Source organism: Pauljensenia sp. OF14-1SRA (assembly GCF_027694595.1).
In the GTDB taxonomy this organism is placed as follows: domain Bacteria; phylum Actinomycetota; class Actinomycetes; order Actinomycetales; family Actinomycetaceae; genus Pauljensenia; species Pauljensenia turicensis_B.
The window spans coordinates 61,902-74,912 of sequence record NZ_JAQEVQ010000011.1 but is presented as its reverse complement, the minus strand read 5'-3'; the positions used below and the strand labels follow the sequence as shown (position 1 = coordinate 74,912).

Here is a 13,011-nt window from a genome sequence, read left to right as displayed (position 1 = left end):
GCGAAGGATGGTTTCACCATCACTAACGTGCAGAACCCGCCAACCGACACCCCCCTGAGCCCACCCCGCCTACACCGGAGAAGCCACGCAAACCGATGCCACGCACTGGTGCTGAGATTGGCTCCACTATTGCCCTCGCACTTGGCCTGCTTGGTGCTGGCGTACTGGTGCTTAGGCGCAACCGGGCATAGCAACACTTAATGCGTAGCCAAACAAACCAGGCAGCGCATAGCCCGTAACAGTTTGGCCGGCCATTTCAGGTGAAGTGGCCGGCCAAACTCATTTAAAGCATGTTGCGCACGATCTTTGTCCTACTGCCCGTGCAACGCGAAGCTTTCCAATACGGTGATGACTCGTAATAAGAACTGGCTCGCCTAGAGCTCGGATAGACCAGCCTCGTATACGCGAGTCCACACAATCCTCACTAACAGCACGAACGCAAAACTTAGGTTAGGCATACTTAAGCACTTCTAGTACTGTTGTGTCATGGACACAAATAAGAGTGAACCCCGCCTTCCACAGAGTGACCGGTCAACTAGTGTTGCGGCAGGCCATTGGGTGCTTGCCCGGGCCGGCAAGCGAGTTTTACGTCCGGGCGGATTGAAACTAACGAATCGAATGTTGGATGCGGCCGATCTATCTGGCAAGAAAGTGCTGGAATTCGCTCCGGGATTGGGACGTACGGCCACGCTCATGCTTGATCGAGGAATCGCCTCCTATACGGGCGTGGATCAAGATCCCGATGCCGTCGCACGAGTGCAGGCTGTGGTGGGTCCGAGGGGCAGGGTTGTGAATGCTAATGCGCAATCCACCGGTCTTGAATCCGAATCGACTCAGGTTGTGGTTGGTGAAGCGATGCTGACCATGCAAGGCGATAAAGGCAAGCGAGAGATCATCGCCGAAGCGTTCCGACTGCTTGAGCCGGGCGGTTGCTATGCGATCCACGAGCTTGGACTCACTCCTGACAGTATTGGCGCGGAGCTGGCGGACCAGTTGCGTCGGCGCCTAGCCCGCACGATTAGGGTCAATGCTCGCCCCCTTACTCGCGGCGAATGGTGCGGATTGTTAGAACAGGCTGGTTTTTGTATCGAGTGGGTGGGGTATGAGCCGATGGCTTTACTGTCCCCGCGCCGCAACCTTGCCGACGAGGGTGTGGGCGGAGTTGTGCGGATTTTGCGTAATGTTGCGCGTGATAAGGAGTTGCGTCGCCGCGTGTTGGATATGCGCGCGACGTTCAACGAATACCGCGATAATTTGACCGGCATCGCTATCATCGCGCGCAAACCTGCCACTAACCTGGAAGAAAAGGAGATCCGACGATGACTGAACTCAAACCAGCACCAGCCGGCGCACTGGGGTTTATTGACAACCTTGCGCAGCATGTTGAGTATTGTGCGAACTCAACGACTTCTACAACAGTAATGCGCGCTGAGGGCGTGAACGTGGTGTTGTTCTCGTTCGACGAGGGAGAAGAACTATCCGAGCACACTGCCGCGATGCCGGTGATAGTTCAAGCCCTTGAAGGTGAACTCGAAATCAGTGGGGACGCTAAAACGGTGACGTTGCGTCCGGGCGGAATGGTGCATTTTTCTACGCGCCTACCGCACGCGGTTAAGGCACTAACCAAAGCAAAAATGGTGCTTTACATGATGAGCCGGCCGCCAGCGAACTAAGTACATCACGCCAATTCGCGCAGGAGCAGGCCGGTTCCGCCCGCTCCTGCGCGTTGACTTTAAGGGGTATTTCAAAAGGGCGCGGCCACCCAAACTGCTTTACAGCATCTTGCGCACAAACTTTGTCCTACTCCCCGTTATCCTTATGAAAGTGGCCCGTTGCGACGTTAAAACTGGTTTGTGGTATCGGGAGTTTATTTGTGGGTAGTGACGCTCAAAGACAAGAGCTACAGAGGACTATCTGGCGTATTGCAAATGATCTTCGTGGCTCTGTAGATGGTTGGGATTTCAAGCAGTACGTTCTAGGCACGCTGTTTTACCTCTCCATTTCCGAGCGTTTTGTTCAACACGTGAATCGGCTGGAGCGCGAAACGGATCCTGATTTTGACTACGTTCAACTTCCCGACGATTTCAGCTCTTATTCCGTTGCATGTTCGGTGATGCTTACGAGTTCTTGATGACGATGTAGGCGTCTTCAGCAGGTAAGTCGGGGGGCGAATTCTTCACCCCGCAGGACGTTCCTGAACTGCTTGCGCGCCTAACGTTGGTGAGAAAACCAAAGGGAACGGCGCATATGAAACTTACTGCTCGGATTGGATACAAAATAGCGAGTGTCTGGCACTCGCGGCTTAGCGGGTTCAAAATAGGAGGCAAGGGTTCATTATGAGAAAATCGCAGGTCAACGAGCTCTCAGAAGAGGAAGAGTTCGATCTTTTGCGACGAAAATACCAGGATGCTCGCAATGCACAGCGGTCAAAAATAGTCGAGGCCCTTAAAGACGCCAAACTTGACGAAGTAGAAGGTCGGCAAGGCGTGTATAACTACAAGGGTGGCGGTACGTTTGAGCCCCAATTTAATCTGGGATCGTGGAAATACATCACGGCACGCCGTGGCGATGCACAGGTTTATATTTCTTTACAGACTTTCGATCGCGATGCAAATACCAACAATGTGCATATTCTGGTAGATCGCATAGGATTGCGAGTTACTACCGACGGAACAGATCCAGCGAAGTTCCCCACGCGTGGCGTAAGTATTGATGAGTGGGTGCAAGCCTGGGCTGACGCTAGAACCGAATTTATGCTTCCTCTTTCTGATAACAACTTGAAGAAGTTGGTTGAGGTGATTAAGCGGAAAATCAGCGAGCTTGAGTCTTGACTTCGCTGCCGTCTCTGAAGGTGAATTCGATAGTGCCGTGGATCTTTGCGGTGGCGTGGCCGATGAGAGTGCGGCAGAGATAGGGCGTGAATTCAAGGTGCGCCCCAGCGTGATGGGCAGCCGTTGCTGGCCGGCGAGCTCTACAAAGAGACTTGGGCGTGGCTGGACGCCCGCGGGGTCGCCTCGTTTGTGTCTCCCCGGTTGATTGAGTCTTCGCGCTGATACTGGGAGTTTTCAACGCTCTGATCCTGAACTGGCTGATTTACAAGCGCTGACCTTGAGGGGTTATTCACGAGGTTCGCGCGGGATTCTCGGCGACAAAACGCAAAGGAAAAACACGTGGGTACCAAAAGTGGGCCCGGCCGGATTCGAACCGACGACATCTGCGGTGTAAACGCAGCGCTCTGACCAACTGAGCTACAGGCCCGTTACCCGCACGCGCGCGGGAACAGTCGCAAGCATACTGGGCTTGCGTTTCTCGCGCGAATCCCAGTGGCTCTTTGAGACTAAATCAACGACCTCGAGGACGAGCCGTCAAACGAATACCCGCCCAGTCATCACCAACCGAGGCAGCGGACGTGGAATGCAGTCCCGCCACCTTCGCAGCTTCTTCAACGTCAGCAACAGGAACGGTTCCAGCACGACCCGGCTTCGGGATGAAGACCCAGATCAGACCACCGTCATCAAGGTTCGACAGAGCATCAACCAGAAGGTCGGCAAGATCGTCTTCTTCAGCATCATCTGCACGCCACCACACGATGGCACCGTCAACGACATCTCCGTAGTCCTCGTCGACGAGCTGTTCACCCGTCTCGGATTCAATGGAGACGCGAATCTGCTGGTCAGCGTCATCGTCGACGTAAAACTCTTGAACAATCTGTCCCAGTGTGAAACCGAGGCTCACCGCCATGATGAACAACCACCCTTCGGCGTGAGCGCACGGAGCGCTGAAGTATGTAACACCCTTTTATCGTATTGCACATCACTGCTGAAACTCCATTTGTCCACGCCGTGAAGACTAGCGGAAAGGTCGGGCACATGTTCCCGATTGCACACCTTGAAATAATGAGGCATTACTCATGGGTCAGAAGTCCCTGTAAAGGTCGCATGAAGGGCACAAACAGTGGACAATAGGAACGAGCGCACGAAGCCGTGCACCACCGTAAAAGCTAAGCAATACCAGAGGGGATTCGTGAGTCACTTGAGCGAAAACCATCCCGTTGTTAACGGCCTGATTAGCCAGGTTCCGGACAACGATCCGGCAGAGACCGCCGAATGGATTGAGTCGCTGTCCGGATTGATCGACGAAAAGGGTGGTCCGCGCGCCCGCTACATCCTGCTTCACATGCTGGATCAGGCACGCCACCAGGGCGTCCATGTTCCGCAGGAATACACGACTCCTTACGTCAACACCATCCCGGTGCACGAAGAGCCCTACTTCCCCGGTGACGAGGCCATGGAGCGCCAGTACCGCCGTTGGATCCGCTGGAACGCAGCCGTCCAAGTGACGCGCGCACAGCGCCCCGGCGTCAAGGTCGGCGGACACATCTCGTCCTACGCATCCGTTGCCACCCTGTACGAAGTTGGTTTAAACCACTTCTTCCGCGGTAAGGATCACCCGGGCGGTGGCGACCATGTCTTCTTCCAGGGCCATGCCTCCCCTGGCCCCTACGCACGTGCGTTCGTCGAAGGTCGCCTTTCCGAAGAGGAAATGGACGGCTTCCGTCAGCAGGCATCGACCGAACATGGTCTGCCCTCATACCCGCACCCGCGCCAGCTCCCCGACTTCTGGGAGTTCCCGACCGTTTCGCTGGGCCTCGGCCCAGCAGAAGCCATCTACCAGGCATGGTTCGACCGCTACCTGCACCTGCGTGGCATCAAGGACACGTCGCAACAGCACACCTGGGCATTCATCGGGGACGGTGAAATGGACGAACCCGAATCGCGTGGCATGCTCCAGCTTGCTGCCCAGCAGGGCCTCGACAACCTGACCTTCGTCGTCAACTGCAACCTGCAGCGCCTCGACGGTCCGGTCCGTGGTAACGGCAAGATCATCCAGGAACTGGAAGCCTTCTTCAAAGGCGCCGGCTGGAACGTCATCAAGGTCATCTGGGGCCGTGGCTGGGATCAGTTGCTCGCCTCCGACAAGGACGACGCTCTTGTCCACGTCATGAACGACACGCTCGACGGCGACTACCAGACATTCAAGGCCAACGACGGCGCATACGTTCGCGAGCACTTCTTCGGTCGCGACCCGCGCACCAAGGCCATGGTTCAGAACTGGACCGACGACCAGATTTGGGCACTGCAGCGCGGTGGCCACGACTACCGCAAGGTCTACGCCGCTTACAAGGCAGCGATGGAGCACACCGGCCAGCCGACCGTCATTCTGGCGCACACCATTAAAGGCTATGCTCTTGGTTCTCACTTCGCAGGTCGTAACTCGACCCACCAGATGAAGAAGCTGACGCTAGAAGATGCGAAGCAGCTACGAGATCGTCTACAGATTCCGATCACGGACGCAGAGCTCGAACGCGATCCCTACATGCCTCCGTACTACAAGCCGTCTGAGGACGATCCGGCACTCCTGTACATGAAGGAGCGTCGCGAGAAGCTTGGCGGTTGGGTTCCCGAACGTCGCGACGACCGTCAGCCGAAACTACCACCGTTGCCGACCAAGCCGTTCGAAGGCCTGTCGAAGGGCTCCGGCCCACTCGAGGTCGCAACAACCATGGCACTCGTTCGCCTCTTGAAGGACCTCTTCAAGGACAAGCAGGTTGGCCGTTACTTCGTCCCGATCATTCCTGACGAAGCCCGTACCTTCGGCCTCGACGCCATCTTCCCGTCCGCAAAGATCTTCAACACGCACGGCCAGAACTACACGGCCGTTGACGCTGACATGATGCTCTCCTACAAGGAATCCGAGCAGGGTCAGGTTCTCCACACGGGCATCACCGAGGCTGGCTCCGCCGCGGCCTTCCAGGCTGTTGGCACCGCATACGCGACCCACAACCTGCCGATGGTTCCCGTTTACATCTTCTACTCGATGTTCGGTTTCCAGCGCACCGGCGACCAGTTCTGGGCTGCCGGCGACCAAATGGCGAAGGGCTTCGTCATCGGTGCAACCGCTGGTCGTACCACGCTCGCCGGCGAAGGCCTGCAGCACATGGATGGCAACTCACAGGTTCTAGCTTCCACCAACCGCGCGTTCGTCTCCTACGACCCGGCATACGCCTACGAACTCCGTTACATCATGGAGGACGGCCTGGCACGCATGTACGGTGAGAACGATGGTCGTGACCCGAACGTCATGTACTACATCACCGTCTACAACGAGCCGATTCACCAGCCTGCAGAGCCTCAGAACGTTGACGTTGAAGGTATCAAGAAGGGTATCTACAAGGTCGAGGATCACTCAGGCCAAGGCCACAAGGTCCAGCTACTCGCTTCCGGCGTGGGTGTGCCGTGGGCACGTGACGCCAAGCGTATGCTTGCTGAAGACTGGGGCGTTGACGCAGCCGTGTGGTCAGTGACCTCGTGGAACGAACTGCGCCGCGACGGCCTGGATGCCGACGAGCACAACTTCCTCCACCCGGAGGAAGCACCGCGCACCGCATACCTCACGCAGAAACTGGCCGGTTGCGAAGGTCCGTTCATCGCAACCTCCGACTTCGACACGCTGACCCAGGATTTGATCCGCCAGTGGGTGCCCGGCGAGTACCGTGTGCTCGGTGCCGACGGCTTCGGTATTTCCGACACCCGCCGTGCAGCACGTCGTTTCTTCCACATCGACGCTGAGTCGCTGGTCGTTCGCACCCTGCAGACTCTCGCCGATCAGGGCAAGATCGATCGTAGCGTCGTTACTCAGGCAATTACGCGCTACGACCTGTTCAACTGCGGAATCGATTCTGTTGCAGACCAGGCACACTGAGACGAACTGCCCTGACGCGGCGCTCAGTCGCCGCGTCAGGCCTCGTCAATAAGACAAACGAAAACTGCTGGGATGCTCACCCGAGTGTCCCAGCAGTTTTTTATGCGCCGAGCGTGCGACGCCATATGAACGGTTACTCTTCGTCTTCCAATTCCACGACCGACGGGTCGCCACCCGAGTAGTAGCTCATGTCGCGGTACTTTGGGCGCAACAGGTTTTCAACGCTGAGCAGTTCATCCAGCGCAGCCTCGTCCAGAAGTCCCATTTCAAGAACAACCTCGCGAACGTTGCGGCCACTACGCGCACACTCGCGACCAACCGCGTCACCGTTCGCGTGCCCGATCACCTCGTTCAGGTAGGTGACAATACCAATCGAGTTCAGGACATTGTTACGACAGACATCCTCGTTTGCCTCGATGCCGATGACGCAGAGCTCACGCAGGGTCCGTATCGCGTTCGCCAGCAGGTTGATGGACTCGAACAGAGTCTGGCCGATTACCGGCTCCATGACGTTCAGTTGCAACTGGCCAGCTTCAGCCGCGAAAGTCAGTGCCACATCGTTGCCCATCACCTTGAAGCACACCTGGTTCACGACCTCCGGGATCACCGGATTCACCTTCGCCGGCATAATCGACGATCCGGCAGCGCGTTCAGGCAGGCGAATTTCACCCAAGCCCGCACGAGGTCCAGACGACAGAAGTCGCAGGTCATTGCAGATCTTCGATAGTTTAACCGCAAGACGTTTAATGGAGGCGTGCATCGACACGTAGGCGCCAGTATCGGAGGTTGCTTCCAGCAGGTTGTCCGCTCCCCTGATCGGCAGCCCCGTGACCTCACGCAGGCAGTGAACGACGGTGTCCTGATATCCGTCAGGAGTGTTCAGGCCAGTGCCAATAGCGGTTGCGCCAAGGTTTACTTCCAGCAGTAGCGCCGAATTGTTACGTAGACGCGGGATCTCTTCATCCAAGAGCACACTGAATGCTTCAAACTCTTTGCCCAAGCTCATCGGGACGGCATCCTGTAGCTGAGTGCGCCCCATCTTGATGACGTCGTGGAACTGCAAGCCCTTCGATGCGAAAGATTCGATCAAACGTTCGAGTTCATCCACCAGATCGTCGACCTTCTTGTACAAGCCCAAGCGGAAGCCGGTGGGATAGGCGTCATTTGTCGACTGAGACTTGTTGACGTGGTCGTTCGGGTTGACGTGTGCGTAGCGTCCCTTCGCGTACCCTAGGTGTTCGAGGGCAAGGTTAGCGACAACTTCGTTTGTATTCATATTGACGCTGGTACCCGCGCCACCTTGGAACACGTCAATCGGGAACTGATCCAGACAGCGCCCATCTTCCAGGATTTCGTCGCACGCCCAAATAATCGCATCGGCGATTGTGTCGCTCAGTGTCCCCAGCTTCCGGTTCGCCATTGCTGACGCTTTTTTGACGGCAACCATGCCACGGACAAATTCAGGTTCCTCAGCGATTGTCGTACCGGAGATCTGATAGTTCTCGATTGCGCGGAGCGTGTGAATACCCCAGTAGACCTCAAGCGGAACTTCTCGTGCGCCCAAGAGGTCTTCCTCGATACGCTTCATTGCCCTCACCTGCGACTCCTTCGTCTGTGGCTACGTGTGCTGAGCGATGCTTGTGAGCATGGTCAGCTTCACTACTGTGTTGTGCTATCTATAGTGACGTAAATCTAGGACGAAAGTCCACGACTTGCCGAAACTACACAAAAGAAAAACCGTCTCATCACCTTTTCTTGACCGAAGTGAAAGAAGATGAAAAGACGGTTCGAGAACGCGGTTTCACCTACACACGCCCCGCAACATCGGACAGCACATCGTCCAATGTCTCCCACGCATCAACCTCGGTATCTCGAATCGATAGCTTCAACTCGTGTTCAATGCGTGCAACGATCGCGTATCTGACCAACGTATCGATATCCAGATCATTTTTCAGCGTCAGGTCGCCGCGCGCATCTTCGGGGGCAAGGTCGACAAATTCCAAGATGGCGTCCATCGCCACCTCGCGCGCGTGCTCAGTTTTAGGGGACGAGGCCTCCCCCGCTTCATTGATCGCTCCTCCCGTTTCAGGGGAGATATCGGACTTCTCCCCTTCAGCGTTGAGCGTGTACCCAAGCAGATCAGCGATCGAACCCACCGGTTAGCCGACCTTGGAATTCAGATAGCGAACCGGTGCGCCGGCACCGGCGTGGCGGAAGGATTCCAGCTCATCGTCCCACGCTTGTCCGAGGGCAAGATCAAGGCGTTCGCGCAATTCCTCGTAATTCGTGGCGCTCTCAATGGCGGCACGAATACGGTCTTCAGGAACGACGACGTTTCCGACAGTGTCCATCTGCGAGTGGAAGATGCCAAGTGATGGAGTATGAGCCCAGCGACCACCATCCGTGGAAGCTGTGGCTTCTTCGGTGACCTCGTAGCGCAGGTGTTCCCAGCCACGCAGAGCTGAGGCGAGGCGCGCACCAGAGTCGACCGGTCCAACCCACGAAAACTCGCAACGCACCATGCCGGGAGCAGCGTCTTGCGCGGTCCACTGAAGACGCACATCTTGACCGAGAGCCGTACCGACTGCCCATTCGATATGTGGGCACAGTGCGGGCGGTGTTGAATGCACGAAAAGTACACCGCGGGTGTATGTCCCTCTCAATGTGACCTCCATAGTCTTTGAGGATCGTCTTCCCCTACGCCCTCAACTACCCACTGCCACATCTCACAACGGTGTAATTCAACTGTAAACGCCGTCGCACCGTATAGCAAGAGGGTGCGACGGCGTTGCAACGACTGGATCAGAAGTGTGAGTTACGAATGTCCCTCAAAGCCTTCTTACGAGTCTTACGATCCAGGCGATCAATGTAGATCATGCCATCCAAGTGATCGCACTCGTGCTGCAGGCAACGAGCCATCAGCTCTTCACCTTCAACAACGATCCTCTTACCGTCCAGGTTGATGCCTTCGACGCGCGCATACCACGCGCGTTCAGTCGGATACCAGAGATCAGGAACTGACAGGCATCCTTCATCACCGTCTTGGAATTCGTCGGCTGACATTTCCACAATCTTCGGGTTGAGGACGTAGCCGATTTCGCCGTCAATGTTCCACGAGAACGCACGAAGACCGATACCGATCTGGTTGGCGGCAAGACCTGCGCGACCTTCCATGTCAACGCCTTCAAGCAAATCCTCAACCAGCAGTTTCACCGAAGCATCAATATCCGTGATCGGTTCGCACTGGGTGCGCAGAATCGGATCGCCGATGATACGAATATCGCGGATTGCCATCATTTGCCTCCAAGAATCTCAGCGTGAGCAGCCTTCAGAGCTTCAACGGCCTGCGCGAGTGGCATTTCAGTCTTTTCACCGGTGGCGCGCTGACGAACCTCGACCAGACCGTCCTTCAGGCCACGACCAATAACCAGAGCCAGCGGAATACCGATGAGCTCGGCGTCAGCGAACTTGACGCCAGCCGAGACCTTGCGACGATCATCGTAGAGGACGTCCATGCCAGTGGCTTCGAGTTCTTCAGCGAGGCCCTTGGCCGTGTCGAAGAGTTCATCGCCCTTACCGGTTGCCAGAACGTGCACGTCGAACGGTGCAATCTGAGCGGGCCACGCCAGACCCTTATCGTCGTGGTTCGACTCAGCGAGCGCTGCGAGCACGCGGGAAACGCCGATGCCGTACGAGCCCATGGTGACAACCTGGGACTTGCCGTTCTCGTCGAGAACCATCAGACCCAGAGCCTTCGCATACTTGCGACCAAGCTGGAAAATGTGGCCAATTTCGATGCCTCGTTCGAGGTGAAGCGGACCGGAACCGTCGGGCGCCTGGTCGCCTTCGCGGACCTCGGCGGCCTCGATGGTGCCGTCGACTGCGAAGTCGCGTCCCATAACCAGGTCGATCACGTGGTGACGATCCTGGTTTGCGCCGGTCACCCAGGTGGTGCCCTCAACGACGCGAGGATCTACAAGGTAGCGGACGGAACCGGTCGGGTTCCCATCTTCGTCGGTTGTACGTGCCGGCGCGTTCGGCCCGATCACCTGCGGGCCAATGTAACCGCGGACCAGTTCGGGGTGATCCTCGAAGTCCTTGTCAGTTGCCATTTCAACTTCGGCGGGTGCGACAGCTGCTTCGAGGCGCTTCATGTCGACCTCACGGTCGCCGGGCAGGCCAACGACGAGCAGCTCACGCGAGCCATCAGGCTGGATCAAAACGACGACAACGTTCTTCAACGTATCAGCTGAGGTCCATGCACGGCCATCTTCACGCGGGTATTCCGCGTTCAGCAGATCAACGAGGGACTCAATGGTCGGACAATCCGGGGTCGGAACAACGCGAGCCGGGCCCACGTTGGACGCATCGACCGGAGCCGGTGCCGGCGTCGTCACTGCCTCAGCGTTTGCTGCATAGCCACCGGGTGAACGAACGAAGGTGTCTTCGCCGATCGGGCTGGGGTGCAGGAATTCTTCCGAGCGCGAACCACCCATGGCACCCGACATTGCGGACACGATGACGAACTCAAGACCAAGGCGGTTGAAGATCCGCTGGTAGGTCTCGCGCTGCGCATTGTAGGAAGCGTCCAGGCCCTCGTCGGTAAGGTCGAAGGAATAGGCATCCTTCATGACGAATTCGCGACCTCGAATCAGACCTGCACGCGGACGAGCTTCGTCGCGATACTTCGTCTGAATCTGGTACAGGGTGGTCGGCAGATCCTTGTACGAGGAATACATGTCTTTCACCAGTAGGGTGAACATTTCCTCGTGGGTGGGAGCCAGCAGGTAATCCCCCGCCTTGCGGTCGTTCAGCTTGAACAGCGTCGGACCGTATTCTTCCCAACGGTTCGTTGCCTTATAGGGCTCTGCCGGGATCAGACCTGGGAAGTGAACTTCCTGAGCGCCCATGCGGTCCATTTCTTCACGGACGATGTCTTCGACCTTGCGCAGGACGCGCAGACCAAGAGGCAACCACGTGTAGATACCGGGGGCAGTGCGTCGGATGTAGCCGGCGCGAACAAGGAGCTTGTGGGAATCGACCTCAGCGTCAGCTGGGTCTTCGCGCAAAGTGCGCACAAAGTATGACGATAGAGTTCTCAGCACGCCTTCAAGATTAGTGCACCACGTCAGTGGTGTGCACCTTGAGGTCATCGACGAGGGCGAGCTCCTCTTTTCTCACACTTTGGCGTTCAGGCTCTAACGCCCACGAAGCGCCTAGCCGCACGAGCATTGAGTTCCTTTTCGGCGACTTTAGGGTGTGTTCGGTAATAGTGCTCTGCTCGCCAGCCGGGGTACATCCATGTTGGCAGGCTCTGTCCGAACATAATCCAGGCAGCGATCAAGGCAACCAATGCAAAAAGGAAGATGACGATAGTGCGTTCGAACAGTGTCTCGTGGCCGATGATGGTCTGAGCACTGTAGGCACCGACTGCGATCCACAGGCACCCAACAACGGGCACAACCGGCCAAATGATCGCTTGGATCTGAGGAATAACTGGAGTGGGGCTATACGGGAACAATCGTTCCATGGCAACGACGCGTGTACGACGAGTAAGACCAGCCCATACCCAGCCCCAGCCAACAATGATGGCAAGGCCAGTTACTACGAGCATCGCTACGCCACCCCACGGTGCCATATGTCCTCCTTTGGACCAAACGTCTAGCACAAACGACTTTGGCGAGCCACGACGGTTTCTTTAGTGTAACCGTCGGAGACGCCACGTGTCTGATTCAGAACGTTAGATGGACTCAGCTGCCTTGCGGATGTCGCGAAGCATCATCATCGCCCCGTAGGTTTCAAGGGAAAGTAATCCGTAGAGCTTTGCCTTGTCAGTGTTGGTTCCGTCGCTGGTGTGACGTTCGCGCATATGGAGCATTGTGCGACCATTACCCAAGTCGAGCAGGGCAAGAACGCACGTTCCCATCTGATCGATTTCTTCACCCTCGGTTCCAGGCTTGGGAGCATTCAGGATGATGCACGATTCTTCCTCTTTGGCCTTTACCAAGGACTCGTCTTCAAGAGCAGTCTCGATGATCGTCCAGACAGTAGAAGCCGGAGCATTAATTCGAACTGCTCGATCAACCTGAACGTCAGCGCGGGGCACAAGAAGATCACCGGGAAGTGAAATCAAGGCTTCTGAAGCGGTCAGACCCAGACGCTTCGGGAAACCGGTGGCGTACAGTGAGGCGCCGGTTGCGAGCACTCCCAGACCGAAGACACGTGATTTCTTCATTCTCTCAAGTCCTT

The 13,011-nt window shown here is 56.7% G+C and carries 14 protein-coding genes and 1 tRNA gene; 6 read left to right on the top strand and 9 right to left on the bottom strand.

Translation table 11 applies throughout. The features are described 5' to 3' along the window. Nucleotides 1–95: 95 nt before the first annotated feature. The 5 genes from PG731_RS06965 (at nucleotide 96) to PG731_RS06945 (ending at nucleotide 2,831) form a co-directional block, all read left to right on the top strand. Complete coding sequence (locus PG731_RS06965) at nucleotides 96–191, top strand: MYXO-CTERM sorting domain-containing protein (protein ID WP_270773000.1); 96 nt, start codon at nucleotides 96–98, stop codon at nucleotides 189–191. A gap of 295 nt (nucleotides 192–486) precedes the next feature. Further along, on the top strand, nucleotides 487–1,323 hold the full coding sequence (locus tag PG731_RS06960) for a class I SAM-dependent methyltransferase (RefSeq protein ID WP_270772999.1): 837 nt from the start codon (nucleotides 487–489) through the stop codon (nucleotides 1,321–1,323). Next, entirely contained in the window at nucleotides 1,320–1,673 is a 354-nt protein-coding gene (locus PG731_RS06955; protein WP_270772998.1) for a cupin domain-containing protein, read from the top strand. Before PG731_RS06960 ends, PG731_RS06955 begins: the two co-directional genes overlap by 4 nt. Before the next feature lie 200 nt (nucleotides 1,674–1,873). After that, nucleotides 1,874–2,131: a type I restriction-modification system subunit M N-terminal domain-containing protein gene (locus tag PG731_RS06950; RefSeq protein WP_270772996.1), complete on the top strand. Its 258-nt coding sequence runs from the start codon at nucleotides 1,874–1,876 to the stop codon at nucleotides 2,129–2,131. A gap of 205 nt (nucleotides 2,132–2,336) precedes the next feature. Continuing rightward, entirely contained in the window at nucleotides 2,337–2,831 is a 495-nt protein-coding gene (locus PG731_RS06945; protein ID WP_270772995.1) for a hypothetical protein, read from the top strand. Between the two features lie 353 nt (nucleotides 2,832–3,184). Here the strand turns inward: PG731_RS06945 and PG731_RS06935 are convergent. Both PG731_RS06935 and PG731_RS06930 read right to left on the bottom strand, forming a co-directional pair. Further along, nucleotides 3,185–3,258, bottom strand: a tRNA-Val gene (locus PG731_RS06935). An 84-nt stretch (nucleotides 3,259–3,342) separates the two neighbouring features. Then, nucleotides 3,343–3,741 (bottom strand): DUF3052 domain-containing protein, encoded by a 399-nt coding sequence (locus PG731_RS06930; protein WP_270772993.1) that lies wholly within the window; start codon nucleotides 3,739–3,741, stop codon nucleotides 3,343–3,345. A 282-nt stretch (nucleotides 3,742–4,023) separates the two neighbouring features. On the opposite strand from PG731_RS06930, the gene aceE reads away from it, so the two are divergent. Continuing rightward, the gene (gene aceE / locus PG731_RS06925; RefSeq protein ID WP_270772991.1) at nucleotides 4,024–6,762 is read left to right on the top strand and encodes a pyruvate dehydrogenase (acetyl-transferring), homodimeric type; all 2,739 of its coding nucleotides are present in this window, start codon (nucleotides 4,024–4,026) and stop codon (nucleotides 6,760–6,762) included. 133 nt (nucleotides 6,763–6,895) lie between these two features. On the opposite strand, the gene aspA is transcribed toward aceE, so the two are convergent. The 7 genes from aspA to PG731_RS06890 form a co-directional block, all read right to left on the bottom strand. After that, nucleotides 6,896–8,350 (bottom strand): aspartate ammonia-lyase, encoded by a 1,455-nt coding sequence (aspA, locus tag PG731_RS06920; protein ID WP_270772989.1) that lies wholly within the window; start codon nucleotides 8,348–8,350, stop codon nucleotides 6,896–6,898. 217 nt (nucleotides 8,351–8,567) lie between these two features. Further along, entirely contained in the window at nucleotides 8,568–8,918 is a 351-nt protein-coding gene (locus PG731_RS06915) for an acyl carrier protein (RefSeq protein WP_195224472.1), read from the bottom strand. 3 nt (nucleotides 8,919–8,921) lie between these two features. After that, nucleotides 8,922–9,425, bottom strand: a complete 504-nt coding sequence (locus tag PG731_RS06910) for a DUF3145 domain-containing protein (RefSeq protein WP_101627885.1) — start codon at nucleotides 9,423–9,425, stop codon at nucleotides 8,922–8,924. 139 nt (nucleotides 9,426–9,564) lie between these two features. Continuing rightward, nucleotides 9,565–10,056, bottom strand: a complete 492-nt coding sequence (def, locus tag PG731_RS06905) for a peptide deformylase (protein WP_270772987.1) — start codon at nucleotides 10,054–10,056, stop codon at nucleotides 9,565–9,567. Further along, entirely contained in the window at nucleotides 10,056–11,867 is a 1,812-nt protein-coding gene (locus PG731_RS06900; protein ID WP_270772986.1) for a proline--tRNA ligase, read from the bottom strand. Before PG731_RS06900 ends, def begins: the two co-directional genes overlap by 1 nt. Before the next feature lie 86 nt (nucleotides 11,868–11,953). Beyond that, entirely contained in the window at nucleotides 11,954–12,400 is a 447-nt protein-coding gene (locus PG731_RS06895) for a hypothetical protein (protein ID WP_270772985.1), read from the bottom strand. Between the two features lie 102 nt (nucleotides 12,401–12,502). Next, nucleotides 12,503–12,997, bottom strand: a complete 495-nt coding sequence (locus tag PG731_RS06890; protein WP_270772984.1) for a hypothetical protein — start codon at nucleotides 12,995–12,997, stop codon at nucleotides 12,503–12,505. Nucleotides 12,998–13,011: the final 14 nt, after the last annotated feature.